This window comes from Actinomadura coerulea (assembly GCF_014208105.1).
Taxonomy (GTDB): Bacteria; Actinomycetota; Actinomycetes; order Streptosporangiales; family Streptosporangiaceae; genus Spirillospora; species Spirillospora coerulea.
Genome location: NZ_JACHMQ010000001.1, coordinates 991,639 through 1,016,992 on the forward strand (window position 1 = coordinate 991,639; position 25,354 = coordinate 1,016,992).

The following is a 25,354-nucleotide window of genomic DNA, read 5'->3' on the forward strand; positions in this document are numbered from 1 at the left end:
GCGCCTACCCGATCCCGTCGGCGATCCGCAGCGCCATCGCCATGATGGTGAGCTGCGGGTTCACCTCGGGGCAGGTCGGCAGGACCGACGCGTCGGCCACGTGCACGCCCCGCACGCCGCGCAGCCGCCCGGACGGGTCGACCGGCGCCCTCGCGGCGTCGGCGCCGAGCTTCGCCGTCCCGGTCGGGTGGAACCCGGCCAGGTGCAGGTCGCCGCCGGACGCCGTCGCCGCGGCGCGCGTGAGCTCGGCCTCGTCGCGGGCGACCGGGCGGCGGGGCAGGCCGGTGAGGACCTCCTCGGCACCGGCCGCGAACAGGATCCGGCCCATCGCGACGAGCGCCCGCCGCAGCCGGGCCGCGTCCTCGCGGGCCAGCCCGTAGCGGACGAGCGGGCGGTGCCGGGCGCCGTGCACGCGGCCCGAGGGGGCGTCGGCGATCATCGCGCCGAGCACGGCGAGGCGGTCGGCGCCCCGCAGCGCGCGGCGCAGCTCCCGTCCCGCGCCCGGCAGCGGGAACGAGCTCATGCCGGGCGGGCTCGCGGTCGCCTCGATGAGGATCCCGTCGCCGTGCAGTTCCTCGACGCCGACGCTCTGCATCACCCCCGACCAGGACACGACCGGCTCGGCGAACCGCCCGGCGATGTTCGTCGCGGGGTGGACGGCCATGCCGCGTCCCAGCCCGGGATGCGCGCCGATGCCCGACCGCCTCAGCAGCAGCGGCGTCTCCAGGGCGCCGGCCGCGACGACGACGCGGGGCGAGAGGATCTCGAAGGCCGTGCCGTCCGGGCGGCGCGCGCGCACGCCGGTGGCCGTGCCGCGCTCGACGAGGACGCGTTCGACCCGGGCCAGCGAGACGATCCGCGCCCCCGCCTCGCACGCCTGGGGGAGCGCGTTCAGATGGACGCCGTACTTGGCGTTGTGCGGGCAGCCCGCGGCGCACTGGCCGCTGCCCACGCAGTCGGGCGCGTTGCGGCGCAGCGGCCCGGCGCGCCAGCCGAGCCGCTCGGCGCCCTCCAGCGCGATCAGCCCGTTGCGGCCGAGGGGTCCGATCGGCTGCCGCGCGACCCGCAGCGTGGCCTCGACCTCGTCGAGGCGGTCGCCGAAGTCCCCGACCGGGGCGCCGAGGTCCGCCCACCGCCGCAGGACGCGCTCCGGCGTCCGGTAGCAGGTACCGCTGTTGACGACGGTCGTCCCGCCGACCGCGCGGCCCTGGGGCAGCAGCACCGGCGGGCGGCCGAGCGCGACGGTGGAGCCGCCGTCGCGGTACAGGTCGAGGAACCGGTCGAGCGGCGGCCGGTCGCGGAACTCGGCGACGGTGAACCGCCGCCCCTCCTCCAGGACCACCACCGACATACCGCGCCGGGCGAGGGTCCGCGCCGCCATCGCGCCGCCCGCGCCCGATCCGATCACGACGGCGTCGGCGGTCGAGCACGCGGGCCACCCGTCCGACGGCGTGCAGTCCAGGGGTGCGTCGGGGCGCGGGTCGCCGGAGGTTCTGGGCGGCGGCAGCAGCTCGGTGCCGGCGGCGAGGAGCAGGGGGATCTTCAGCGCCTCCACGAGCCGCGCCGCCGGCTCGCGGGAGGTCAGCAGGGCGCAGAACGCCTCGCGGCGGTCGGGGTCCAGGCCGTCCAGCGGGTGCCCGGTGGCGAGCCGGGACAGCGCGTCCAGCGTTCCCGCGCCGGCGCGCAGGCCGAGCCGCGCGGGCGCCGGGAGCGCCCGGCCGATGGCCTCCGCCCGGGCGGACACCCGCGCCAGGTCGCCGGCGTCCTCGATGCCGAGCAGCGCGGCGACCGTTCCGGTCATCGCGCTCACCGCAGCCCCACCTCCGCGTGGCCGGTGCCGTCCAGGCGCCATTCGCGCTCGGTCTCCCAGCCGCGTCCCGCACGCCTGGCCAGGGCGATCCGGACGTCGGCGCGCTCGGAGTTGTGGCAGACGGCCGGGGCGCCGTCCGGGTCGGTGTAGTCGACCGCGACGGTCTCCCCGGGCGGCAGCGACACCCGCACGTGGACGCGCCGGTCGCCGATCCGGCCGTGGACCGTCCAGACCGGGAGGCCGATGCGGGCGCGCAACCGCAGCGCAGCGAGCAGCGGGTCGCCGGAGGTCAGGTCGGCGCCGTCGATCCGGAACCGGACGAACGGCAGCGGGGGAAGGCGGTCCATTCCCGGGCGCGTCGAGACCGCCGCCACGATCTCGCACACGTCACCGCCGCCGAGGTCGGCGTGCAGCCACGCCCAGCGCCGCGCGTTCCCGTGCCCGTAGACGCGGGCGGACGCGCCGGGCGCGGCGGCCAGGTCGAGGACCCCGTCGCCGAACCGCACCACGCCGTCGTACAACGCGGCGGGCCTCGGGACGATCTGCGCGGCGGGCAGCAGCTCCGACTCCCACGCCCAGCGCGGGAACGTGTAGAGGGGCCGGCCGCCGCCTGACTCGCGCAGGTCCCAGGCGAGGGCTCCGGCCTCGCCGGTGAGCCGCCCGCCGGCCTGCGCGACGGACCCGGCGGCGAACGCGGCGTCCCGCGGGGGGCTCCACGTCTCCGGGCCGAACCGCGCGAGCACCGGCGCCTCGCCGGGCGGGAAGACGGCGGCCCAGCCGTGCGCCCGCGCCGCTCCCGCGTCCGCCGCGCCTTCGGCCGGCGCGACCAGCTCGTGGTGGATCCAGACGCCGGTCCCGGTCGCCGGGTCGGTCAGGGTCGTGTACCAGACCTCCAGCCGCCCCGCCTGCCCGCGCCAGCGCGACCGCAGGGGGTCGGGCCCGGGGAAACGGAAGCCGCCGAGGAAGCGGGCGAGGTCGCGGCGGAGGTCGAAGCGCAGCCGCGCCTCACCCGCCACGGCCCCGTCCTCGCCGGTCACCGTGAGCGGCAGGAACGTCATCGACCGGACGGGGCGCCGCGGGCTGGCGGTCTTCCATCCGTCCAGGCGCAGCCGCCGTCCGTCGCCGGCGGTGAAGGCGAGCGTGTAGCGGATCCGGCGCGCCGCGAGCGGAGCCACCCGCAGCCGCCCGGACGCCGCCGGGTCGTCCGCCCAGCCCGGTACGCGGACCCGCCCGGTCAGCGCCCCCTCCGCATCGCCCCAGGGACGCAGCACGCCCGGCAGGTCGGCGGCCAGCTCCAGCCGCATCGGGCGGTCGCGGTCCTCCCCGGCGAGCCGCAGCGTCCCCTCCATCACCTCGGTGAAGACCGTGCGCCGCGCGCTCACCGCGTGCCCCGCATGACCGACTCGGTCTCGGTGAAGTAGGCGCCCGCCGCCTCGCGCGCCCGCGCGGCGTCGCCGTCGCACAGGGCGTCGACCAGGGGCGCGAGCCGGTCCGCGGCCGCCACGGGGTCGGCGAAGGCGTGCGTGAAGCCCTCCCGGACGGCGAGGTAGGCGTTCAGCAGGGCGTTGACCATGAACCCGTAGACCCGGTTGCCGGTGGCCGCCGCGATGACCCGGTGGACCTCGCACTCGGCCAGCTGGGCCTCGTCGGCTCCGGCCGCGTTCCTGACCCGCGCGGCCAGCTCCCGCAGCCGGGCCCGCTGCTCGGCGGTCGCGTGGATCGCCGCCTTGGCCGCGACCTGTGCGCCGACCTCGCGCCGCACCTCGAAGATCTCCGCCATCCAGGCCGTGCCGACGGTGCTGACCAGCATCGGCAGCAGTTCGGGCCCGCCCAGCCGCTCGTAGTCGCGCACACGCGTCCCCACGCCGTGGCGCGTCTCCAGCAGGCCGGCCTGCGCGAGCCGGACGATCGCGTGCTTGAGCGACGTCCGGGTGACGGCGTAGCCGGCGGCGAGGTCCCGCTCCGGCGGCAGGTAGGAGCCGGGCGGGTAGCGGCCGCCGAGCACGTCGTCGCGCAGCCGGTCGACGAGCGCGTCGACGACCGTGTCGCGGGGGATGGGGGACGACGGCACCGGTGACCTCCAGAGGATGAGTGGATGAGCCACTGGACCACGACGGCGGCCCTGCCGTCAAGACCGTGGCAGGGTGGGGGCATCACGAGAGGGGATGGGGACATGGCCGGCACGCTCGACTGGGGACCCGCGAACGAACGGCGCGACCTGCTGGCGGACCCGGTGGCCGCGGCGATCGGCGGCCTTCCGGGCGCCGAGGCCGCCGAGATCGACCCGGACCTCGCCGACACGGCGGCGTTCTGCGAGCGCTACGGCGTCCCCCTCGACGCCAGCGCCAACTGCGTGGTCGTCGCCGCCAAGCGCGGCGGCGAGGTCGCCCACGCCGCGTGCATGGTCCTCGCGACCGGCCGCGCCGACGTCAACGGCGTGGTCCGCAAGCACCTGGGCGCCCGGAAGGCCTCCTTCGCGCCGATGGCCGACGCCACGTCCCTGACCGGCATGGAGTACGGCGGCATCACCCCGGTCGGCCTCCCCGCGGGCTGGCCGGTCCTCGTGGACGAGGCCGTCGCCGCCGCCCCGCACGTCGTCATCGGCAGCGGCCTGCGCAGATCGAAGATCCTCCTTCCGGGCAGGGCCCTCGCCGGGCTCCCCGGAGCGGAGGTCATCGCGCTCGCACGGTGAGACGCCGGGCCACGTGCTGTTCCAGTCGCCTACCCCGTGGCCGGCGGGACGGAGTCGACCGCGTAGCGGACGCCGCCGACCGCCTCGGCGCGGTCGAGCAGCCGCCGGTTGGCCGCGAGCATCTCCGCGACGGACGCGCACCCCGGTGAGGCGGTGCGCAGCACCCCGAACAGGACGGGGTCGTCCGGCGCCCGCAGCATCGGGACGTGGCCGACGCGCAGAGCCTTGACCACGATGACGCCGCCGAGGCCGATGTCCGCCGCGGTCATGCCGGCGACCGTCGACGCGATCACCGGCGCGGCCGCGCGGCCGGGCAGCAGGACGATGCCCCACGGGTGCGGGCGCGCCCACTCGCCGAGCGCGATCAGCTCCTCGACGTCGGGCCGCATCCGGTCGGCGAAGTCGGCGTAGGAGAGCTCCTCGGTCTCCGCGGTGCCGGGAGGGGGCTCGCCCTGGCCGTACAGCACGGCCTTGGCCTCGTACGCCCAGCCCTCCTCCGATGGCTTGACCTGGCCCGAGATGTGCTCGGCGGGCGTCTCGCGCTGGACGCGCAGGAGGTCGGCGGCGTCCCGGCACGGGACCGTGCAGCTCAGCACCCGCCCCGGCGCCGGGACGAGCCGCAGCGTTGCCGCGGTGATGACGCCGTGCCGCCCCAGCCCGCCGCGGACCGTGTCGAAGACGTCGGGGCGGACGTCGGGGGAGCAGGTGACGAGTTCCCCGTCCACCACGGCCTCCAGCGCGAGGACGTTCTCGGCCTGGACCCCGTGCCGGTGGGACGTCCCGCCGATCCCGCCCGCGGAGATCGTCCCGCCGACCGTGACGTCGAGGTGGTCGGTCAGCACGGGCGGCGTCAGCCCGAGCGGCAGCGTCGCGGCGAGGACCGCGCGCCAGCTCGTCCCCGCGCCGGCGACCGCGCGGTCCGGGCCCACCTCGCGCACGCCCGCCAGCCCGCCGAGGTCGAGCGAGACGCCGGCGGTCAGGGACTGCCCGTAGGTGGAGTGCCCGAGGCCGCGCGGCACCGCCTCCAGGCCCCGCGCGACGGCCCCGCGAACCGCCGCCGCGGCCTCCGGCGCCGACGCCGGCCGGACGACCCGCGCGGGCGAGCGTTCGACGATCCCCCCGAAGTCACGCAATGCGATGCCCTCCACTGGCGGTCTCCGCCTCCGGTGACGTCAGCCCGCCGCAGCCGTCACGCGGTGATTCTAGATTTCCTCGAAGTCGAGGAGGGCTCACCCGGGGCGCCGCGGCGCCCCGGAGGGGCAGTGTGATCTGGGTCACTTCTGCGACGCGCCGTGCGGGCCGTGTGACCCGCGGATCAACAGGGGTCACCTGCCGGGAAAGGAATATGGCCCGATCCAATCCCTCCTCCGGGCCGCCCCGCCCGCCTGACATCCCCCTTTGCGGGCGTGGGGTCCTTTGCGTCGAAATGACAAGATGTTCTCGTTGACCGTATGTGGGCATGAGTGAGCGCTGAGAGTTTCCTGGAGAGGCGGGTCGCAGAGTGTCGCGCGGTAGTGAGTTCGTTGTGGTGGCCAACCGGTTGCCGGTGGACCGGAATGTCGGAGCCGACGGCGTCCCGCGCTGGCGGCGCAGTCCGGGCGGACTGGTCAGCGCGATCGCCCCGGTGATGAGGCGCAGGAAGGGCACGTGGATCGGCTGGACGGGCGCGCCGGACGAGCAGCTGGAGCCGTTCGAGGAGGACGGCATGTCGCTCCACCCCATCGCGCAGTCCGCGCAGGAGGTGGAGCTCTACTACGAGGGCTTCTCGAACGCCACGCTGTGGCCGCTCTACCACGACGTCGTCGCCACCCCCGTCTACGACCGGGCGATGTGGGACGCCTACGTCCGCGTCAACCGGCGCTTCGCCGAGGCGGCGGCGAAGGTCGCCTCCAAGAACGCCATCGTCTGGGTGCAGGACTACCAGCTCCAGCTCGTGCCGCAGATGCTCCGCGAGCTGCGTCCCGACCTGCGGATCGGCTTCTTCCTGCACATCCCGTTCCCGCCGGTGGAGCTGTTCTGGCAGCTGCCGTGGCGGCGCCGGATCCTCGAGGGGCTGCTCGGCGCCGACCTGGTCGGCTTCCAGCTCCCCGGGGCCGCGGCGAACTTCGTGCGGCTCTGCCGGCGGCTTCTGGACGCCCGATTCTCCAAGCAGGACGTGTTCTGGGACGACCGCGTCGTGCGAGCCCGCGCCTTCCCCATCTCCGTGGACGTGGGCGAGCTGAACGACCTGGTCGGGCGCGAGGACGTCCTGGAGCGGGCGCAGGAGATCCGCACCGACCTCGGTGACGCCACCGTGCTGCTCGGCGTCGACCGGCTCGACTACACCAAGGGAATCACGCAGCGGCTCCAGGCCTTCGGTGAGCTGGTCGAAGAGGGCCACATCAAGCCGGGGCAGGCGGTGTTCGTGCAGATCGCGACGCCGAGCCGGGAGCGCGTCGAGCAGTACCAGCTGCTCCGTGAGGAGATCGAGCAGCTGGTCGGGCGGATCAACGGGGAGCACGGCGAGATCGGGTTTCCGGTCATCCACTACCTGCACAGCTCCTACGACCGCGCCGAGCTGGCCGCGCTGTACCTCGCCGCGGACGTGATGGTGGTGACCCCGCTGCGCGACGGCATGAACCTGGTCGCCAAGGAGTACGTGGCCTGCCGCAAGGACCTGCGGGGCGCGCTCGTGCTCAGCGAGTTCACCGGGGCCGCCGCCGAGCTCAAGCGCGGCGCCTTCCAGGTCAACCCCTACGACATCGACGGCCTGAAGGGGACGCTGATGGCCGCGCTGAACGCCGAGCCCGCCGAGCAGGCGCGGCGCATGCGCGTCATGCGCCGCCGCGTCATCGAGCACGACGTGGACCGGTGGGCCCAGGAGTTCCTCAGCGAGCTGGAGAATCCGGCGCGCCCGTCCGCCGTGGAGCAGGCTCCTAGCGGACTGGAGAGCTGAACCGCAGGTCGAAGGCGGCCCAGACCGCCTTTCCTCCGGTCGCCAGGCGCGCCCAGCCCCAGGAGTCGCTGACCGCGCCGACGACGACGAGGCCCCGGCCGCCCTCCGCGCAGCGGTCGGGCTCGGTCGGCACCGGCTCGGGCGCGCGTGCGCCCGGGTCGGTCACCGACACCACGAGCCGCCTCGGGTGACCGATCAGAACGAGCTGGATGGGGCACAGCGGCAACGGCTGGGAAAGGCCCTCCAGGCCGTGCCGCAGCGCGTTGGTCACCAGCTCCGACACGGCGACGACCACGTCGCCGGCGTCGCCGGCCAGACCCCACGCGTCCAGTGTGACCTGGGTGAACTCGCGTGCGGACCGGGGTGCGGTGATCTCCGCCGGGAGCACCCGGCGGGCCGTGCGCGGCGTGCCCGCGTGCGGGGCCGGCCAGAGCCCGGCGAGTCCGGGGGCCGGGGCCGGGCCGCGCGCGGCCTCCCCGGGGGCGTTCGGGCCGAGCGTCATCGGCGGAGCGTCCGGCCAGGGCGTGCGGACGGCCGAGAAGTGCCGAGGCCGCCCGCTCCCCATGGCGGCGGGGGCTGCGACGTCGTCTGCCTGGTCAACGGTCATGGTCAAACCTCAGAGGCGTGCGGGTTGGTCACCGGCGAGCGTTCGCTATCTTGCTCCCCAAGCCGTGCAGATGCAAGACCGTCTGCATGAACCAATGCAAGAACGAATGCACGTGCATCTCGTACCATGGTGTGGGGTGGGGCGAGATCGCGGTCCTCCGGGACAGGGGACCGAGACGCCTAAAGGGGGCGATGATGGACGGCCACCAGATGTCGGACGTCCGGTGCGGCGGGCTCGTCTGGCAGAAGAGCCGGCGAAGCAACCCGTCCGGCAACTGCGTCGAGATGGCGGAACTCCCCACCGGGGAGATCGCCGTGCGCAACTCCAGGGACCCCGAGGGAGCGATCCTCGTCTACACGCGCGAGGAGGTGGAGGCGTTCGTCGGGGGAGCCAAGGACGGTGACTTCGACCACATCCTCATCTGACCCCGCGGCAAACCGAACGGGATTCCATTTACCGGTCCGGCCAGGTAGGTTGCGGCCATGCACCTGGGGCAGATCGCTGCTCGGACGCCCGACAAGCCCGCCGTGGTCATGGCGGGCTCCGGGCGGGTCGTCACCTTCCGGGAACTGAACGAGGAGTCCAACCGGCTCGCGCAGCTTCTCCGCTCGGAGGGGCTGCGCCCGGGGGACCACATCGCGTTCATGCTGGAGAACCATCCGTTCTACCTGGCCATCGCCTGGGCCGCGCAGCGGTCCGGGCTGTACTACACCGCCATCGGCTCGCGCCTCCAGGCCGACGAGCTCGCCTACATCGCGGGCAACTGCGAGGCGAAGGTCTTCATCACCAGCGCCTCCATGGAGACCGCCGCGCAGTCTCCGCCGGACGTGCCGCTGCGCCTGATGCTCGGCGGCACGGCCCCCGGCTACGCCTCCTACGAGGAGCGCGTCGCCCAGCACCCGCCCACGCCGATCGAGGACGAGTGCGAGGGCGCGGACATGCTCTACTCCTCCGGCACGACCGGCCGCCCCAAGGGCGTGAAGCCGGCCCTGTCCAAGGCCCCGATGGGCGAGGGCGGGACGCTGTACCAGCTCCTGGCGTTCCTCTTCCAGCCCGACGCCGACTCGGTCTACCTCTCGCCGGCCCCGCTCTACCATGCCGCGCCGCTGCGGTACTCGCTCAACTTCCACCGGTTCGGCGCCACCGTCGTCGTGATGGAGAAGTTCGACCCCGAGCAGGCCCTCGCCGCCGTCGAGAAGTACCGCGTCACGCACAGCCAGTGGGTGCCGACCATGTTCATCCGGATGCTCAAGCTCCCGGAGGAGACCCGCGCCCGCTACGACGTGTCGTCGCTGCGCTGCGCCGTGCACGCCGCCGCGCCCTGCCCCGTCCCGGTCAAGGAGCAGATGATCGCCTGGTGGGGGCCGATTCTGCACGAGTACTACGCCGGCACCGAGGGCAACTGCTTCGTCTACACGAACTCCGAGGACTGGCTGGCCCACAAGGGCACCGTCGGCCGTCCCATCCTCGGCGAGGTCCACGTCTGCGACGAGGACGGCCGGGAACTGCCGCCGGGGGAGTCCGGCACGCTCTACTTCGGCGGCGGCCCCGAGTTCGAGTACCACGCGGACGAGGCCAAGACCGCCGCCTCCCGCGACCCCCGGGGCCACGGCTGGACCACCCTCGGCGACGTCGGCCACGTGGACGATGACGGCTTCCTCTACCTCACCGACCGCCGCGCCTACCTGATCATCAGTGGCGGGGTGAACATCTACCCGCAGGAGGCCGAGAACGTCCTCGCGGTGCATCCGAAGGTCGCCGACGTCGCGGTGTTCGGCGTCCCGGACGCCGAGATGGGGGAGGCGGTCAAGGCCGTCGTCCAGCCGCTGTCGATGGACGACGCGGGCCCCGGGCTGGAGGCGGAGCTGATCGCGTACTGCCGCGACCGGCTCGCCCACTACAAGTGCCCGCGCTCGGTCGACTTCCGTGGCGAGCTGCCCCGGCACCCCACCGGCAAGCTCTACAAGCGGCTGCTGAAGGACGAGTACTGGGCGGACAAGCGCTCTGCCACGGCCTGAGACGTCCCTGAACGGCCAAACCCCGGCCGGGGCCCCTTGAGGGGTCGGCCGGGGTTTGGAACGCGCCAGAGGTGTTCTAGTGCATCGGCATCGGCGCGTCGACCATGGGGGTCTGCGGCTTCTTGCGCGGCAGCAGCAGCGCCGGCAGGAAGGCCAGCAGCAGCAGCCCGGCCGAGTACCAGTAGGTGTGCTGGAACGCGTCCGCCATCGGTCCGGCGATCTTCTGCATGATCGCAGGCGGCACCTTCTCGGCGCTGCCGATCTCGCCGCCGGCCCCGCCGCCGAGCTCCGAGACCAGCCGGTTGGCCAGCAGGACGGAGATCAGCGCGGTGCCGATGGACGCGGACACCTGCTGGATGATGTTCAGCATCGTGCTCGCCCGCGGCACCTCGTCGTGGACGAGCGTCTGGATGGCCGCCGCCATGGTCGGCATCATCGTCATGCCCATGCCGAGGCCCATCACGAACAGCGTCCCGCCGAGGGCCCAGTAGGAGGTGTCGGCCTCTAGGATCGAGGCGAAGCCCGACACCGACAGCACCACGACGACCATGCCGACCAGCACGACCCGGCCGGGGCCGATCCGGTCGGTCAGCTTGCCGCCGATCGGCATCGTGATCATCGCGCCGAGGCCCTGCGGGGCCAGCAGCAGGCCGGACTGGAGGGCGCCCTCGCCGCGCACGGTCTGGTAGTACAGCGGCAGCAGCAGCATCGCGCCCATGAACGCGGCCATGAACAGCACCATCGTGCCGGAGGCGGCCGCCACCGAGCGCCGCTTGAGCAGCCTCAGGTCGATCAGCGGGTTCTCGGCCTTCAGCGCGCGGACCACGAAGCCGAGCATCAGCACGGCGCCGACCGCCCAGAAGGCCAGCGATCCGGTCTTCAGGAAGTCCTTCATCTCGGCGCCCTTGGCCACACCGTAGATCAGCGAGGCGAGGCCGGGGGAGAGCAGGAGGAGCCCGATGAAGTCGAGGCGCTCGGCCGGCTTAGGCTCGTCCTTCTTGAGGATCCGCGCGGCCAGCGTCAGCGCGATGATGCCGATCGGCAGGTTGATGAAGAAGATCCAGCGCCACGACACGTCGTCGACGAGGTAGCCGCCGATGATCGGGCCGAGGATCGGGCCGAGCAGCATCGGCACGCCGACGATGCTCATCACCTGGCCGACCCGCTGCGGCCCCGCCGCCTGGGTCAGGATCGTCATGCCGGCCGGCATGATCATGCCGCCGCCCAGGCCCTGCAGCACCCGGAAGGCGATCAGCGACTCGGCGGACCAGGCCAGGCCCGCCAGCATCGAACCGGCGACGAACAGCCCGATGGAGATCATGTAGAGGCGCTTGGTGCCGAACCGGGCCGAGGCCCAACCCGTGATGGGGATCACGGTGGCGAGCGCCAGGGTGTAGCCGGTCGCGACCCACTGGATCGTCGCCAGCGAGGTCTCGAACTCCTTCGCCAGGTCGTTGATCGCGACATTGACGACCGTCACGTCCAGGATGGACATGATCGCCCCGAGGACGACCACCATGGCCGTGGCGAGCACACCGCGGTCCAGGCCTCCTCCGGTGCCGGGTTCCTCCAGCGGGCCGTCCGCCACCTTGGGAGATGCGGGAGCGGTCAACTCTCTTCCAATCGTCAGGCCCGCATGTGGGCACGCGGGGGCCGTGGTCACGTTGCTCAGGGGGATGTCAGGGCTCGCTCAGGAGCTCGCCTGGGTACTGCCGCAAAAATACTGCAGTGACTGACACTTTCGCGAACGATTAAACTTCGAGCGCTCCGGGAGTATTCCAGCGGGGTCCGACAAATCCGCCCTGCTCCGCGCCGTCCGACCTTCCGGGTCCATCGCGCCCGAGGCCGACCAAGTGTGACAGACGCGACACCCGAACGTTCCCTCGGCCGCACGCCCCTGAACGGAACCGCTCCGGGGTCCGGTGTCTCGCCGCTACTTCGAGGGCAGGGACAGAGCGTACGCGAGCCCTCGGTCCACCCACGCGGCGACGTCGGAGGGCTCGGTGCAGGCTTCCGGCGAGACCGTGATCCATCCCCTCATCGGATGACCGCGCATGGCCGTCGTGGCGGCGCCCGGCTCGGCGAGCAGCGCGTCGTGGTCGTCCGGGGAGACCCGGACCATCAGTCCGCCCTTGCCCCTCACCACCACGGCCATGTTGCCGTTCACCATCCAGGCGATGCCGCCGAACATCCGCTTCGGGGTCGCGTCCCGCCTCACCCCGAGGAGATCCTCCACGCGCTCGGCCAATCGCTCGTCGTAGGTCACCACCCCATCTTCTCTCTTCCGGTCCCCGCAGATCTTCCCCGCCCCTGCCCGCGACGACCGGCCGCTTGTCAGCGGTGGCGCAGGAGAACGGGTCCCGAAAAGGGCGCCGCGCCGGGGAGCCGCGCGCCGCTAGCATGATCGGATGTCGCAGACGGTGGGGATCGCGCAGTTCGTCCGGGAGTCGAGTGACCTGGGCGAATGCCAGGGCGGAACGGACCTGATCGGCCGGGACGAGGTGCAGGCGTTCCTGGGGTCCATCACCGACGTCGATGCCGCGATGGCGAAGCTGGCCGCCTCGCTGGAGGCCGGTGACGTCTTCCGCGCGGGGATGATGGCCTTCGTGTGCGGGGTGCTCGTCGAGCGCGGCGGCTCGGTGGCGGTCCCGGTCGACGCGGTCATGCAGGTGACCGAGCGCTACCTGCACCTGGCGAAGGAGTTCACGGCGCGGGGCGGGGCGGGCGCGCAGGACGAGCTGTTCCGGGAGTCCCCCGACCTCGTCCGGGCCCACCACGTCCTGCCCTTCGTGCTCCTGGCGGCCATGACGATGCTCAGCCGCGACGAGGGCGCGCGGCGGCGCCTGCGCGCCCGGCCCCACGTCGCGCCGCTGGTGGACGAACTGGAAGACCACTACGAGACGCTCTACTACATCCGCGAGGTGCTCGCCCTCCTCGACGGCCGGGAGATCCTGCTGCTCGACCCGCGCGGGCGGCGCGGCTTCGTCCTCGGGCTGACCGGGGTCCAGGACCGGATGTACCACTTCTTCGCCCTCGCCCAGGACGCTCTCGAACGCCACGCGGGCCCCGGTTATCTCGGAGCCGAGCCGGCCGACCCCGCCGTCGTCCGGTACGCGCGGAACCGGGGCCTGACCCCGCAGGAGCACCAGCGGGCGGCGGAGCTGATCGATCACCAGCGGATCGGGTTCCACTACCCGGGCGCCGACGCGAAGCCGGCGCTGTTCTTCCCCGGTTCCGCTCCTTTCGAGGCGGTCCCCGTGTTCGACGGCCTGCCCACCCTGTTCCTGGACGAGAAGTCCATCAGCGCCCAGTGGTCTCCCGCGAACATGTATCCGGTCCTGCACGAGGCGCTGGAATCGCGGGTCAGCCTCCGCGAGCTGGCCCCCGGCGACGTGGAGGCACGGCTCGCGGCCTTCGCCGGCTAAGAGCCGGAGGGGGTCGTAGGCGTTCCCGTCCCGACCTGGCGGGTGACGGCGGATGCCGGGTCGTGACCCAGCCGGGCGGCGAGCCAGTCGAGCGTGTCGGGAAGCCAGGCCCAGCGGCAGTTCTCCAGGAGATGGTTGCCCTCGGGCAGCAGGACGTACTCGCCGTCCGCCGCCCGGCGGGCCAGCTCCGCGCCGTTGGCGACGCCCGGGATGACGTCCAGCCCGCCGTCCAGGACGCGCAGCGGCTGCGGAACCGGGGGAGCGGTCACCCGGCCGGCGAACGCGCGGGCGGCCGCCTCCCCGCCCATGCGCAGTACGAACGACTCCGTCACGTACGGCGGGAGCTCGTCCCAGGTGAGGGCGGTGGGCCCGCTGACGGTGACGACGGCGTCGATCCGGGGTTCGTGCCGCGCGGCGACGGAGGCGAGGAAGCCGCCCATGCTCAGCCCGACCAGTCCGATGCGGGCCGGCAGGCCGTCCACGGCGTCGAGGGCCTGCCTCACGATCCGGTGGTAGTCCGGGGTCCAGGGGCCGCGGACGGCGAGCTCTCCCTGACCGGGTCCGTCGATGGCGAGCACGGCCAGTCCGCGGTGCAGGAGGGCCTCGGCGATCGGCATGAACTCGACCTTGCCGGAGTTCATGCCCGGCACCAGGACGACCAGGGGGGCCTCCGGGGACGGACGCCGCAGGACGCCGGTGAGATCAGGGGCCGTGAGGTGCTCGGCGTCCGGCGCGAGGCGGGCGAGCGAGCGGCGCAGGGCGTCGGCGGACGCGGCGGCGGCCCGCCCGTGCCCGGCGAGGTCGGGGTTCGGCAGCACCGTGGCGAAATGGAACCACAGCGCGGCGTCGCGGAACGCCTCGCCCGCCGAGCGCGGCAGCCGTGCCTTCCCGGCGCGGGCGAGATGCTCCCGCCCGGTCCGCGTGAACGCGTCCGTCCACTCGCGCAGGGAGTCCAGGCCGGCGGTGACCGCGTCGTACTGGCAGGGGTCGACGCCTGCGGCAATGGCACGGGACCGGTTGACGGCGGCGAAGGGGGCGACGGGCTCGTCGAAGAAGGCGGTCATCGGTTCTGCTCCAGGGTGAGGACGGCGTTGCCGCGCACGCGGCGTTCGCGGAGGTCGGTGAGGACGGCGGCGGTCTCGCTCCAGTCGGCGACGCGGCCGAGTTCGGGGTGGAGGCGCCCGGCCGCCGTCAGCCGGACGAGCGTGGCGAGGTCCTCCCCGTACGGGGCGCCCGCGTAGTGGAAGTGCCTGATGGACGCGGACTCGGGGCCGTCGAAGAAGTCGAAGAAGTCCAGCGTGACGGGCCGGCGGCTCGCCTGCCCGAACCAGATCAGCGTGCCGCCGGGCGCCACGCGCGCCAGCGCGAGCGGCAGGTCGTCCCCGCCCGTGGACTCCAGGGCGACGTCGAACGGGCCGGCCGCGTCCCGCACGCCGTGCACGACCGTGGCGCCCAGCTCGGCGAGCCGCCGCCCGCGCTCGGGAGTGGCCGTGACGGCGGTGACCTCGGCTCCCGCGGCGGCCGCGAGCTCGACGAAGCAGTGCCCGACTCCGCCGGACGCGCCCGTCAGCAGGACGCGGGTCCCGGCCGTGGCGCCGGACGCGCGCAGCAGGCGCAGCGCGGTGAGCCCGGCCAGCGGCAGCGCGGCGGCCGACCGCACGGGCACGGAGCCGGGGATCTCGGCGAGCGACGCGGTGGGGACGGCGGCGTACTCCGCCCAGCCCGCCGACGGCGGATGCCCCACGACCCGGCTGCCGGCCGGGGGCCCCGACCCGTCGGCCGCCGCCTGGACCACGAGGCCCGCGACGTCCTTGCCGGGCCGCCAGCCGGGCCGGTCGGACTCCAGCTGGAACGTCTCGCCCCGGTTCACCGAGAACGCCGCGACCTTCACCAGCGCCTCGTCGGGAGCGGGGACCGGCTCGTCGGCCTCGCCGAACGACACCGATCCCGCTTCGGGAAAGAGTGCTTTCACGCACCGCAGGAAACCGGGCGAGCGGCAGTCCGGTCCAACAGCCGCCGGGCGATGTTGACAACCATCGGTTGTCGCCCACGATGGGAGGCATGGACCTCGACCTCGGCCAGGTGCGCGCGTTCGTCGCCGTCGCCGACCACCTGCACTTCGGGCGGGCCGCCGAGGAGCTGGCGATCAGCCAGCAGGCGGTGTCCAAGCGGCTGGCCAGGCTGGAGGCGGCGCTCGGGGTCCCGCTCCTCACCCGCGGGAACGTGGAGCCCACCGGCGCGGGGCGCCGTTTCCTGGAGCCGGCGCGGGAGCTGCTGCGGGCCGCGGACGCCGCGGCCGGCGCCGTCCACGCCGTCGGCCGGCCGCTGCGGATCGACCTCTGGGGCCACCTGTACGGCCCGGCCCGGACGGTCGCCCCGGTGATCGGCGCACGACCGGAGCTCGACGTCGAACTCGGCATGAGCCGCGACCTCCCCGCCGCTGCGGCGGCACTGCTGCGCGGCGACATCGACGCCGCGTTCGGGCGCGTGCACCCGCCGCTGCCGGACGGGGTGGCGCACCGCCTCGTCCGGCTCGAACCCGTGGACGTCCTCGTCGCCGCCGGGCATCCGCTCGCCGCCGCGTCCAGCGTCCGCCCGTCCGACCTCGCCGGACGCGACCTGTGGTTCCCCGCGGCCGTCGACCGGCTCGACTTCATCAGCCGGTTCTGCGACGAGTTCGGCGCCCGCGCCGTGTCCGGCGGCGCCAACCTCGGTGTGGAGCACCTGCCGGCCGGCCTGCTCGCGGAGCCGGGACGGATCACGTTGTTCCCCGCCGACGCCCGGCTGCCCGGCACGCCGGAAGTCCGGGCGATCCCCCTCGTCGACCCGGTCCCGCTCTACGCCTGGTCGCTGATGTGGCCGCGGCAGTCGCCGCACCCGATGATCCCCGCGCTGGTCAAAAGGTTCGCCGAGCACGGGCGGCGGCACCGCTGGCTGGAGTACGACCCGGCCCGCGACTGGCTGCCCGGCGAGCAGGCCCCCGCGGACTGACCCCGGTCAGGGCTTGCGGGCCAGGCCTCCGTACATCGACACCAGGGAGTCGTCGATCGCGCGGGCCCCGGCGTCCGGGCGCCAGCGGTGCAAGGGCGACCCGGACCATGAAGTCGCGGTCGGCCCCCACGGAGGTGCGCATGTACGGGGCGGCCCTGACGACCTCTTCGGCGGTGGCCCGGTCGGCGGCGTAGTGGTCCTTGCCTGGCACCCAGCGATTTTCCCGGCGTTACCGGCCGGATGCCCCGAGACGGGCGTAGATGTCGCCGGACCGCCCGCGCGGACGGATCCGCTCCAGCCGCCGCCGCAGCTCGGCCGCGTCGAGCCAGCGGGGACTGGCCAGCCGCATCGTCTCGATGGGGGAGTAGTTGTAGACGTAGCCGCCCAGCCGGTCGACGAGGTCCAGTGCCTCCAGTGAGGCGTCGTGCGCCGACGGCACGTACTCGAACGACAGGGCGGGCAGCGGCCGGGACAGCCCCGCCAGCACCTCCGCCTCGAAGCCCTCGACGTCGATCTTGCAGAAGGCCGGCACGCCGTGCAGGGCGATGAGCTCGTCCAGCGTGGTCACGTCGACGCCGATCGAGCGGTCCCAGCGGACGCGGGCGAAGCCGCGGTCCGTCGTCACCGCCCTGATCCAGCCGGGAGACATCGAGGACACCGTCGGCGTCGCGGTGGACAGGGCCAGGTGCGCCCGCCCGGGCTCGGCGCCCGCGGCGCCCGGCACGAGCGTGACGCCGCGGTCGCGGCCGAAGAACAGGCGCAGGACGCGCAGGCAGTCGGGCTGCGGCTCCACCGCGACGACGCGCGCTCCCAGCCCCCGCCACACGCGCACCCGGCCGCCCACGTGCGCGCCGATGTCGAACGCCAGGTCGCCGGGCCCGAGGAACTCCCCGTAGAGGCGGGACGCGCGCCGGTGCCTGCCCGGAATCCCGTGGTACATGACCAGTGAGCGAGCGATCCCGTAGGCGCGCAGCAGCATTCGCCGACCTTACCGCGCCGGGCTTCGCGCCCGGCGGGGACCCGGCGCCCCGCTCGGCGACACGCTCGCGCCCGGCGCCCGGCGGCGGGCGGCGGGGGCCGCCGGGCCGGGCGGGCGTCAGGACGGCGGGAGGCCGAGGGCGCGGGCGATCAGCATGCGCTGCACCTCCGAGGTGCCCTCGCCCACTTCCAGGATCTTGGCGTCGCGGTAGAACCGGCCGACGGCGTACTCGTTCATGAAGCCGTAGCCGCCGAAGACCTGCGTGGCGTCGCGGGCGTTGTCCATCGCGGCGTTGGAGGCCACCAGCTTGGCGATCGCGGCCTCCTTCTTGAACGGCTCGCCGGCCAGCATCCGCGCGGCCGCCGCGTAGTAGGCGAGCCGGGCCGTGTGCGTCCGGGTCTCCATGTCGGCGATCTTGAACTGGATCGCCTGGTAGCGGCCGATCTCCCTGCCGAACGCCTCCCGCTCGCGGACGTAGCGCAGGCACTCGTCCACGCAGCCCTGGGCGAGCCCGACCGACAGCGCGGCGATCGCGATGCGCCCCTCGTCCAGGATCCTCAGGAACTGGGCGTACCCCCGGCCGCGCTCGCCGACGAGGTTCTCGGCCGGGACGCGGACGTCGTCGAACGACAGCTCCCGCGTGTCGGACGCCGACCAGCCGACCTTGGAGTACTTGCGCCCGACCGTGAAACCCGGGGTCCCGGTCGGGACGAGGATCGTGGAGATCTCGCCGTCGCCGGTGAAGGCGGTCACGGTCACGAACGCGGTGATGTCGGTGCCGGCGTTGGTGATGAACGACTTGGACCCGTTGATCACCCAGGAGTCGCCGTCCAGCCGGGCCGTGGTGCGCATGCCGCCGGGGACGTCGGACCCGCCGCCCGGCTCGGTCAGCCCGAAGCCCGCGAGGCGCTCGCCCGAGGTGAGCCGCGGCAGCCACCGCTCCTTCTGCTCGGCGGACCCGAACCGGTAGATCGGCATCGCGCCCAGCGACACCCCGGCCTCCAGGGTGATCGCGACGGACGAGTCGACGCGCGCCAGCTCCTCCAGGGCGAGGCAGAGCGTGAAGTAGTCGCCGCCCATGCCGCCGTGCTCCTCCGGGAACGGCAGCCCGAACAGGCCCATCTTGCCCATCGCGGCGACGATCTCGTAGGGGAACTCCCCGCGCTCGTACAGGTCCCCGATCACCGGGGCGACGCTCTCGCGGGCGAACCGCTCGACCGTGCGCCGCAGCTCCTCCTGCTCCTCGCCGAGCGTGAAGTCGATCATTTGCTACTCCGATCCAGGTGACAGGGCCTGCACTACGCGGGACGGGCTGGGACGGCCCAGCCGGTCCGCCATCCAGCGGCTCGTGGCCGCGAGCCCGTCGAGGTCGACGCCCGTCTCGACGCCGAGGCCGTTCAGCATCCAGACGAGGTCCTCGGTGGCCAGGTTTCCGGTGGCGCTCTCGGCGTACGGGCAGCCGCCGAGTCCGCCGGCCGAGGAGTCCACGACGGTGACGCCCGCGCGGAGCGCGGCGAGGGTGTTGGCCAGCGCCTGCCCGTAGGTGTCGTGGAAGTGGACGGCGAGGCGGTCGGTGCCGATGCCCGCCCCGGCCAGCGCCTCGATGAGCGCGGTGACCTGGCCTGGAGTGCCGACGCCGATGGTGTCGCCGAGGCTGAGCTGGGAGCAGCCCATGTCCATCATGCGGGACGCGACGGACACGACCTGCTCGACGGGGACGTCGCCCTCCCACGGGTCGCCGCACACCATCGACACGTAGGCGCGCACCCAGAGCCCCTCGGCGCGCGCGCGTTCCACGACCGGGGCGAACATCGCGAGGGACTCGTCCACGGTGCGGTTGAGGTTGCGGCGGGCGAACGTCTCGGTGGCGCTGCCGAAGATCGCGATCTCGGTGACGCCGTTGGCGAGCGCCCGGTCCAGGCCCCGCTCGTTCGGCACCAGGACGGGATACCGCAGCTCGGGGGAGCGCGGCAGGATGTCGAGGAGCTGCTCGGCGTCGGCGAGCTGCGGCACCCACCTGGGGTGGACGAAGCTGGTCGTCTCGATCGTGCGCAGCCCCGCGTCCGCCAGCCGGGTCACGAACTCCGCCTTGACCTCGGCGGGGACGACCGCCTGCTCGTTCTGCAGCCCGTCCCGCGGCCCGACCTCGTAGATCGTGACCCGCCCGGGAAGGCCGGAAAGGGGTACCGGCACCGTCATGCCTCCTCGATCATGGCCAGCACCGCGTCCAGGGCGACCTGCGCGCCCGCGCGGACCGGCAGCTTCGCCACGACGCCGGCGAGCGGCGCGGTGACGGTGTGCTCCATCTTCATCGCCTCGACGACCACGAGAGGCTGCCCGGCCTCGACGCGGTCGCCCTCGGCCGCCTTGACCGCCAGCACCGTCCCGGGCATCGGGCTGCGCAGCACGCCGTCGCCCGCGGCCGCGGCGTCGGCGCCGCCCTCGGCGCGGACGTGCTCGCTCAGCGCCCACGCGTGCCCGTCGCGCCCGAGCCACAGGGTGCGCCCGTCCCGGGCGCCGGCGAACGAGGTCGTCCTTCCCCCGTAGGTCAGGGTGAACGGCCTGGTGAGCGACGCGGCGACCGGAGGCTCACCGCCGACGGCGACGCGCGCGGACGCCGCCCTGCCCTGGACGCGGACCTCCACCGGGTCGCCGCCGGACGGGGTGATGATCCACGGCGCCCAGGCGTGGGCGCCGGGGCGCCAGCCGTCCGGGACGTCCCACGGGTCGTCGCCGGACTCCAGGTCGAGCATCCGCTCCAGCGCGGCGGCGGCGAGCACCTCGGGCGGCACGGACGCGCCCGCGACGAGGTCGTCCAGGGAGCGCTCGACCAGGCCGGTGTCGAGATCGCCCGACACGACCGAGGGGTGCCGCAGCAGCGCGCGCAGGAACGCGACGTTCGTGGGGACGCCGAGCAGCGTGTAGGACGCGAGCGCGCGGTCGAGCCTGCGCAGCGCCTCGGCGCGGTCGGCGCCGTGGACGATGACCTTGGCGAGCATGGGGTCGTAGGAGCCGCCGACCTCCGTCCCGACGTCGAGCCCGGAGTCGACCCGCGCGGTCGCGGGCTCGTCGAGGGCGAGCACGCGCCCGCCGGTGGGCAGGAATCCGCGCGCCGGGTCCTCGGCGTAGACGCGGGCCTCGATGGAGTGGCCGTCCAGGCGCACCCCGTCCTGCGTGAACGGCAGCGGCTCTCCCGCCGCCACCCGGAGCTGGAGCTCGACCAGGTCGAGTCCCGTGACGAGTTCGGTCACGGGGTGCTCGACCTGGAGCCGGGTGTTCATCTCCATGAAGAAGAACTCGTCGGGGCGGTCGGCCGAGACGATGTACTCGACCGTCCCGGCGCCCACGTACCCGACGGCCTGCGCGGCGGCGACGGCGGCGGCGCCCATCCGCTCGCGCGCGGCGGCGTCCAGCAGCGGGGACGGCGCCTCCTCGACGATCTTCTGGTGCCGGCGTTGGAGGCTGCACTCGCGCTCGCCGAGGTGGACGGCGCCGCCGTGCGCGTCGGCGAAGACCTGGATCTCGATGTGCCGCGGGTTCTCGACGAACCGCTCCGCGAGCAGCGTGTCGTCGCCGAACGAGCCACGCGCCTCCCGCCGGGCGGACGCGATCGCCTCCGGCAGGTCCGCGGCGTCCCGGACGAGCCGCATGCCCTTCCCGCCGCCGCCCGCGGACGGCTTGAGCAGCACCGGCAGCCCGACCTCCAGCGCCGCGGCCTCCAGCTCGGCGTCGGACAGGCCGGGCTCGTCGCGCCCGGGGACCACCGGGACGCCGGCGGCCGCGACGGTCCGCTTCGCGCGGATCTTGTCGCCCATCGCCTCGATCGCCCCGGCCGGCGGGCCGACGAACACCAGCCCCGCCTCGCCGCAGGCCCGCGCGAACGCCGTGTTCTCGGCGAGGAACCCGTAGCCGGGGTGGACGGCGGACGCGCCGGCGCCGCGGGCGGCCTCGACGACCGCCTCGATGTCCAGGTACGACGGGATCAGCAGGGCCTCGTCCGCCTCCCGCACATGGCGCCCCAGGGCGTCGGCCCGGGTGTGGACGGCCACGGACCGGATGCCGAGCCGCCGCAGCGTGCGGAAGACGCGGACGGCGATCTCCCCGCGGTTGGCGACCAGGACGCTGTCGAACATCAACACCCTCACATCCGGAAGACGCCGTAGCCGACCGGCTCCAGCGGTGCGTTGGCCGCGACCGACAGCCCGAGCCCGAGCACGCGCCGGGTGTCGAGCGGGTCGATCACGCCGTCGTCCCACAGCCGCGCCGTCGAGTAGTACGGGTTGCCCTGCGCCTCGTACTGCTCGCGGATCGGCGCCTTGAACCCTTCCTCGTCCTCGGCGGGCCACTCCTCGCCGCGCGCCTCCATCTGGTCGCGGCGGACGGTGGCGAGGACGCTCGCCGCCTGCTCGCCGCCCATGACCGAGATGCGGGCGTTCGGCCACATCCACAGGAAGCGCGGCGAGTACGCCCGGCCGCACATCGCGTAGTTGCCGGCGCCGAACGAGCCGCCGATCACGACCGTGAACTTCGGGACGCGGGCGCAGGCGACGGCGGTCACCATCTTCGCGCCGTGCTTGGCGATGCCGCCGGCCTCGTACTCGCGCCCGACCATGAACCCGGTGATGTTCTGCAGGAACACCAGCGGGACGCTGCGCCGGTCGCACAGCTCGATGAAGTGCGCGCCCTTCTGCGCCGACTCGCCGAACAGGATGCCGTTGTTGGCGACGATCCCGACCGGGTGCCCGTGGATGCGCGCGAAGCCGGTGACGAGCGTCGCGCCGTACTCCTTCTTGAACTCCTGGAAGCGGCTGCCGTCGACGATGCGGGCGATCACCTCGCGCACGTCGTAGGGGGTGCGCGAGTCCGGCGGGACGATCCCGTACAGCTCCGACGGGTCGGCGGCGGGCTCCTCGGGCGGGGCGACCTCCCACGGGCGCGGCTCGCGCGGGCCCAGCGTGGCGACGATGTCGCGCACGATCCGCAGGGCGTGCGCGTCGTCCTCGGCGAGGTGGTCGGTCACGCCGGACGTGCGCGAGTGCAGCTCGCCGCCGCCGAGCTCCTCCGCCGTCACGACCTCGCCGGTGGCGGCCTTCACCAGCGGCGGCCCGCCGAGGAAGATCGTCCCCTGGCCGCGGACGATGACGGCCTCGTCGCTCATCGCCGGGACGTAGGCGCCGCCCGCCGTGCACGACCCCAGGACGGCCGCGATCTGCGGGATGCCGCGGCCGGACATCGTGGCCTGATTGTAGAAGATGCGGCCGAAGTGCTCGCGGTCGGGGAACACCTCGTCCTGGCGGGGCAGGAACGCGCCGCCGGAGTCGACCAGGTAGAGGCAGGGGAGGCGGTTGTGCAGCGCCACCTCCTGCGCCCGCAGGTGCTTCTTCACCGTGACCGGGTAGTACGTGCCGCCCTTGACGGTGGCGTCGTTCGCCACGATGACGCATTCGCGTCCGGAGACCCGCCCGACGCCGGTGATGATCCCCGCGCCCGGCGCCTCGTCCCCGTACATGCCGTTCGCGGCCAGCGGCGACAGCTCCAGGAAGGGCGAGCCGGGGTCCAGGAGCGTGTCGACCCGGTCGCGGGGCAGCAGCTTGCCGCGCGCCGCGTGCCGCTCGCGGGCGCGCTCGGGTCCGCCGCGGCCCGCCCGGTCGACGCGGTCGCGCAGCTCCGCGACGAGCGCCTCGTTGTGCGCGGCGCTCGCCTTGAACGCCTCGCCCGCGACGTCGGCGCGCGAGCCGATCTCGGGTCCGCTCATGACCCCCCTTCCCGGTTAACGTTCATTAACAATGCTGATGTTAACGGTCGTTAACAACTCTAGTCTAGACTGGGCCGCATGACGTCCCACCCCGCCGAGGCGCCGCCGGGCCCGCCCAACCCGCGCCGGGCCGAGATCCTCGGCGCCGCCGCCGAGCTGTTCGCGCGCCGCGGCTACCACGGGGCGTCGATCGGCGACCTCGGCCGGGCCGTGGGGCTCACCGGCCCCGCCCTCTACCGCCACTTCAGCGGCAAGGAGGCCGTGCTCGCCGAGATGCTCCTCGACATCAGCGAGCGGCTCCTCGCCGAGGGCCGGTGCCGCGCCGCCGGCCCCGACCCCGGGCGCGCCCTCGACGCGCTGCTGAACTGGCACATCGCGTTCGCCCTCGACAACCCCGCGCTGATCACCGTGCACGAGCGGGAACTGGACAACGTCCCCGAGCCGCAGCGCCACCGCATCCGCCGGCTCCAGCGCGCCTACGTCGAGGAGTGGGTCGCCGTCCTGCGCCGCCTCGACCCCCGGCCGCCGGACGAGCGCGCCCGCGCCGCGGTCCACGCCTGCTTCGGCCTTCTCAACTCCACCCCGCGCAGCGCCGCGCAGGGCCTGGACCGCGCCGCCATGGCCGCCCTCCTGCACGGCATGGCCCGCGCCGCCCTCGACGGCGCCGCCGCGGACTCTCCCCTCCCGGACGACACCTCTCCGGACGCCGGTCCGGAGAGCGTGTCTGAGGAGACCCGGCCCGCCGGCCGGGGCTAGCAGGAGGCCGTCTGGCCGTCCAATGAGCGGCGCACCGCGCGGGCGAACGTCCGGGCGCCGACGTCCTCATTGTTGATCATCTTGACGACGCAGCCGCGGAACGTGCGGCTGAACGTGCTGTAGTGCGCCGTCACCGGCCGCGGTGACGCGTTCGGCAGAGCGGTCACGATCGCCTGGCCGAGCTCCCGAAGCTGGTCGTGGTCGAGGACATTCGTCTCATCCAGGCCGGTCTTCTTCTCGTCGAGTTCCGAGCATTTGGCGATCTGCCAGTTCTCGGGCACCGCCTGGCCGGGGCGCAGGCGGAGCGCCGAGTAGCGGGCGGGGGCGAGCCCGCCGCACGCGAAGAGCTCCTGCTGGCTCTTCTCTTCGGTGAGGAACTCGACCAGCTTCTCGGCGTCGGCGGCGTGGGGGGAGCGCTTCGCGACGGCGAGGTTCTGCCCGCCGAGGACGGTGCGGCCGGGCAGGGCGCTCACCTCGAATCTCAGGCCCCCGTCCCGCTGCATCTGCGGCTCGGCGGCGAGCGTCGAGAACGCGTAGGGCCAGTTGCGCATCAGGCGCTCAGTCGGGGAGCCGCCCTTCTGCGTACTGGAGGAGAACGCGTCGATGCTCTCTCGCTCGTGATACTCCCGCGGGTCGGGACGGAGCCCCCTGACCCTCGTGGCGAATTCCTTCAGCGGCTGGTAGACGTTCTCGATGAGATACCCCTCGTCCCGGCCGCCCTCTCCCATGAAACCGTCGCCTCCGCTGTTCCACACACTTTCGAGCGCGTTCACGGTCAGGCCTTCGTAGTCGGCGAGTTGCATGATGACCGGAGAGTCGATGAGACGAGCCCATGAGCGAGGCCGTGCCGTGTTCGTCCGCATGTCGGTGCGGCGGTAGAGCAGCCCGACGTCCACGTTGAACGGGACGGCGTAGAGATCGCCGTGCCACATACCGGTCTGGAGCGCGTTGGGGAAGAAGTCCTTCAGACCCTTGAGATCGTCGAGGCGACGCAGGTATCCGCTTTCGGCGAACTGCGCCGTCCAGGTGTTGTCCATGATCAGGACGTCGTAGGCGCAGCCGCCGGACTCCTCCATGGCCTTGATCTGGCTGTGCTGCAGGTCGGTGGAGTCCGACACCTCGACGAGCGTGGCGTGCCGATGCGACTTGTTCCATTCCGTGATGAGCGCGCGCCTCTGGTAGTTGAGGCTGATGTCGGTGCCGCCCACGACGAACAGTTCGCTGTGCTCGCACTTCGCGGGGAGCGGAGTGTAGGAGGAGACCGGGTCGAGGAGTGCCGCGGCTCCGATGATCAGCGCGACCACCGCCCCGACGGTGAAGAAGATCCAGGAGGGGCGGTCGTGCGGCCGGACGCGGAAGCGCGGCCAGGAGGTCATGGTCGTGCCC

Annotated in this window: 22 protein-coding genes; 7 read left to right on the forward strand and 15 right to left on the reverse strand. The window is 73.6% G+C overall.

Annotation, left to right across the window (positions count from 1 at the left end; genetic code table 11):
- Positions 1-4: 4 nt before the first annotated feature.
- The 3 genes from BKA00_RS04695 to BKA00_RS40245 are packed head-to-tail and all read right to left on the reverse strand — an operon-like array spanning position 5 to position 3,881.
- Complete coding sequence (locus BKA00_RS04695; protein WP_185033692.1) at positions 5-1,801, reverse strand: GMC family oxidoreductase; 1,797 nt, start codon at positions 1,799-1,801, stop codon at positions 5-7.
- A 5-nt stretch (positions 1,802-1,806) separates the two neighbouring features.
- Positions 1,807-3,192 carry a hypothetical protein gene (locus BKA00_RS04700; protein WP_221493016.1) on the reverse strand — a complete coding sequence of 462 codons (1,386 nt, stop codon included), beginning with the start codon at positions 3,190-3,192 and terminating at the stop codon, positions 1,807-1,809.
- A complete protein-coding gene (locus BKA00_RS40245) occupies positions 3,189-3,881 on the reverse strand; it encodes a FadR/GntR family transcriptional regulator (RefSeq protein WP_185023743.1) in 693 nt (230 codons plus the stop codon). The genes BKA00_RS04700 and BKA00_RS40245 overlap by 4 nt, the downstream gene beginning before the upstream one ends.
- A gap of 102 nt (positions 3,882-3,983) precedes the next feature.
- On the opposite strand from BKA00_RS40245, the gene BKA00_RS04710 reads away from it, so the two are divergent.
- Positions 3,984-4,502, forward strand: a complete 519-nt coding sequence (locus tag BKA00_RS04710; RefSeq protein WP_185023744.1) for a YbaK/EbsC family protein — start codon at positions 3,984-3,986, stop codon at positions 4,500-4,502.
- 29 nt (positions 4,503-4,531) lie between these two features.
- On the opposite strand, the gene BKA00_RS04715 is transcribed toward BKA00_RS04710, so the two are convergent.
- The gene (locus BKA00_RS04715) at positions 4,532-5,650 is read right to left on the reverse strand and encodes an FAD-binding protein (protein WP_185023745.1); all 1,119 of its coding nucleotides are present in this window, start codon (positions 5,648-5,650) and stop codon (positions 4,532-4,534) included.
- 380 nt (positions 5,651-6,030) lie between these two features.
- On the opposite strand from BKA00_RS04715, the gene BKA00_RS04720 reads away from it, so the two are divergent.
- Positions 6,031-7,437, forward strand: a complete 1,407-nt coding sequence (locus BKA00_RS04720; protein WP_420829663.1) for an alpha,alpha-trehalose-phosphate synthase (UDP-forming) — start codon at positions 6,031-6,033, stop codon at positions 7,435-7,437.
- Here BKA00_RS04720 and BKA00_RS04725 read toward each other — a convergent pair.
- On the reverse strand, positions 7,418-8,044 hold the full coding sequence (locus BKA00_RS04725; protein WP_185023747.1) for an ATP-binding protein: 627 nt from the start codon (positions 8,042-8,044) through the stop codon (positions 7,418-7,420). The two genes, BKA00_RS04720 and BKA00_RS04725, sit on opposite strands and share 20 nt — an antisense overlap.
- 194 nt (positions 8,045-8,238) lie before the next feature.
- On the opposite strand from BKA00_RS04725, the gene BKA00_RS04730 reads away from it, so the two are divergent.
- Together BKA00_RS04730 and BKA00_RS04735 are read left to right on the forward strand one after the other, a co-directional pair.
- On the forward strand, positions 8,239-8,469 hold the full coding sequence (locus tag BKA00_RS04730) for a DUF397 domain-containing protein (protein WP_185023748.1): 231 nt from the start codon (positions 8,239-8,241) through the stop codon (positions 8,467-8,469).
- 57 nt (positions 8,470-8,526) lie between these two features.
- Positions 8,527-10,062, forward strand: coding sequence for an acyl-CoA synthetase (locus BKA00_RS04735; RefSeq protein WP_185023749.1), 1,536 nt, complete (start codon positions 8,527-8,529; stop codon positions 10,060-10,062).
- 76 nt (positions 10,063-10,138) lie between these two features.
- Here BKA00_RS04735 and BKA00_RS04740 read toward each other — a convergent pair whose 3' ends face one another.
- Together BKA00_RS04740 and BKA00_RS04745 are read right to left on the reverse strand one after the other, a co-directional pair.
- Complete coding sequence (locus BKA00_RS04740; RefSeq protein ID WP_230298926.1) at positions 10,139-11,674, reverse strand: DHA2 family efflux MFS transporter permease subunit; 1,536 nt, start codon at positions 11,672-11,674, stop codon at positions 10,139-10,141.
- A gap of 321 nt (positions 11,675-11,995) precedes the next feature.
- Entirely contained in the window at positions 11,996-12,328 is a 333-nt protein-coding gene (locus BKA00_RS04745) for a TfoX/Sxy family protein (RefSeq protein ID WP_185023750.1), read from the reverse strand.
- A 142-nt stretch (positions 12,329-12,470) separates the two neighbouring features.
- On the opposite strand from BKA00_RS04745, the gene BKA00_RS04750 reads away from it, so the two are divergent.
- A complete protein-coding gene (locus BKA00_RS04750; protein ID WP_185023751.1) occupies positions 12,471-13,487 on the forward strand; it encodes a hypothetical protein in 1,017 nt (338 codons plus the stop codon).
- Here BKA00_RS04750 and BKA00_RS04755 read toward each other — a convergent pair.
- Both BKA00_RS04755 and BKA00_RS40250 read right to left on the reverse strand, forming a co-directional pair.
- Positions 13,484-14,551, reverse strand: coding sequence for an alpha/beta hydrolase (locus BKA00_RS04755; RefSeq protein ID WP_185023752.1), 1,068 nt, complete (start codon positions 14,549-14,551; stop codon positions 13,484-13,486). The genes BKA00_RS04750 and BKA00_RS04755 overlap by 4 nt on opposite strands.
- Positions 14,548-15,459: a zinc-binding dehydrogenase gene (locus BKA00_RS40250; protein WP_185023753.1), complete on the reverse strand. Its 912-nt coding sequence runs from the start codon at positions 15,457-15,459 to the stop codon at positions 14,548-14,550. Before BKA00_RS40250 ends, BKA00_RS04755 begins: the two co-directional genes overlap by 4 nt.
- 89 nt (positions 15,460-15,548) lie before the next feature.
- Here BKA00_RS40250 and BKA00_RS04765 point away from each other — a divergent pair, with 89 nt between their 5' ends.
- Positions 15,549-16,478, forward strand: coding sequence for a LysR family transcriptional regulator (locus BKA00_RS04765; protein ID WP_185023754.1), 930 nt, complete (start codon positions 15,549-15,551; stop codon positions 16,476-16,478).
- 229 nt (positions 16,479-16,707) lie between these two features.
- On the opposite strand, the gene BKA00_RS04775 is transcribed toward BKA00_RS04765, so the two are convergent.
- From BKA00_RS04775 to BKA00_RS04795, 5 genes are all read right to left on the reverse strand, one after another.
- Entirely contained in the window at positions 16,708-17,457 is a 750-nt protein-coding gene (locus BKA00_RS04775; RefSeq protein ID WP_185023756.1) for an FkbM family methyltransferase, read from the reverse strand.
- 117 nt (positions 17,458-17,574) lie between these two features.
- Positions 17,575-18,723 carry an acyl-CoA dehydrogenase family protein gene (locus tag BKA00_RS04780; RefSeq protein WP_185023757.1) on the reverse strand — a complete coding sequence of 383 codons (1,149 nt, stop codon included), beginning with the start codon at positions 18,721-18,723 and terminating at the stop codon, positions 17,575-17,577.
- Positions 18,724-18,726: 3 nt separating this feature from the next.
- Positions 18,727-19,650 carry a hydroxymethylglutaryl-CoA lyase gene (locus tag BKA00_RS04785; RefSeq protein ID WP_230298927.1) on the reverse strand — a complete coding sequence of 308 codons (924 nt, stop codon included), beginning with the start codon at positions 19,648-19,650 and terminating at the stop codon, positions 18,727-18,729.
- Between the two features lie 2 nt (positions 19,651-19,652).
- On the reverse strand, positions 19,653-21,590 hold the full coding sequence (locus BKA00_RS04790) for an ATP-binding protein (RefSeq protein WP_185023759.1): 1,938 nt from the start codon (positions 21,588-21,590) through the stop codon (positions 19,653-19,655).
- Between the two features lie 8 nt (positions 21,591-21,598).
- Entirely contained in the window at positions 21,599-23,212 is a 1,614-nt protein-coding gene (locus BKA00_RS04795; protein ID WP_185023760.1) for a carboxyl transferase domain-containing protein, read from the reverse strand.
- Positions 23,213-23,290: 78 nt separating this feature from the next.
- On the opposite strand from BKA00_RS04795, the gene BKA00_RS04800 reads away from it, so the two are divergent.
- Positions 23,291-23,968 (forward strand): SACE_7040 family transcriptional regulator, encoded by a 678-nt coding sequence (locus BKA00_RS04800; RefSeq protein ID WP_185023761.1) that lies wholly within the window; start codon positions 23,291-23,293, stop codon positions 23,966-23,968.
- Here the strand turns inward: BKA00_RS04800 and BKA00_RS04805 are convergent.
- A complete protein-coding gene (locus BKA00_RS04805; protein ID WP_185023762.1) occupies positions 23,965-25,344 on the reverse strand; it encodes an extracellular solute-binding protein in 1,380 nt (459 codons plus the stop codon). The genes BKA00_RS04800 and BKA00_RS04805 overlap by 4 nt on opposite strands.
- Between the last annotated feature and the right edge of the window lie 10 nt (positions 25,345-25,354).

Bases quoted from the DNA above. Each gene is read 5' to 3' on its own strand.
- BKA00_RS04790 (WP_185023759.1), bottom strand. From the start codon at position 21,590: ATGTTCGACAGCGTCCTGGTCGCCAACCGCGGGGAGATCGCCGTCCGC.
- BKA00_RS04780 (WP_185023757.1), bottom strand. From the start codon at position 18,723: ATGATCGACTTCACGCTCGGCGAGGAGCAGGAGGAGCTGCGGCGCACG.
- BKA00_RS04775 (WP_185023756.1), bottom strand. From the start codon at position 17,457: ATGCTGCTGCGCGCCTACGGGATCGCTCGCTCACTGGTCATGTACCAC.
- BKA00_RS04800 (WP_185023761.1), top strand. From the start codon at position 23,291: ATGACGTCCCACCCCGCCGAGGCGCCGCCGGGCCCGCCCAACCCGCGC.
- BKA00_RS04795 (WP_185023760.1), bottom strand. From the start codon at position 23,212: ATGAGCGGACCCGAGATCGGCTCGCGCGCCGACGTCGCGGGCGAGGCG.
- BKA00_RS04725 (WP_185023747.1), bottom strand. From the start codon at position 8,044: ATGACCGTTGACCAGGCAGACGACGTCGCAGCCCCCGCCGCCATGGGG.
- BKA00_RS04695 (WP_185033692.1), bottom strand. From the start codon at position 1,801: ATGACCGGAACGGTCGCCGCGCTGCTCGGCATCGAGGACGCCGGCGAC.
- BKA00_RS04750 (WP_185023751.1), top strand. From the start codon at position 12,471: ATGTCGCAGACGGTGGGGATCGCGCAGTTCGTCCGGGAGTCGAGTGAC.
- BKA00_RS04730 (WP_185023748.1), top strand. From the start codon at position 8,239: ATGGACGGCCACCAGATGTCGGACGTCCGGTGCGGCGGGCTCGTCTGG.
- BKA00_RS04765 (WP_185023754.1), top strand. From the start codon at position 15,549: ATGGACCTCGACCTCGGCCAGGTGCGCGCGTTCGTCGCCGTCGCCGAC.
- BKA00_RS04805 (WP_185023762.1), bottom strand. From the start codon at position 25,344: ATGACCTCCTGGCCGCGCTTCCGCGTCCGGCCGCACGACCGCCCCTCC.
- BKA00_RS04710 (WP_185023744.1), top strand. From the start codon at position 3,984: ATGGCCGGCACGCTCGACTGGGGACCCGCGAACGAACGGCGCGACCTG.
- BKA00_RS04755 (WP_185023752.1), bottom strand. From the start codon at position 14,551: ATGACCGCCTTCTTCGACGAGCCCGTCGCCCCCTTCGCCGCCGTCAAC.
- BKA00_RS04735 (WP_185023749.1), top strand. From the start codon at position 8,527: ATGCACCTGGGGCAGATCGCTGCTCGGACGCCCGACAAGCCCGCCGTG.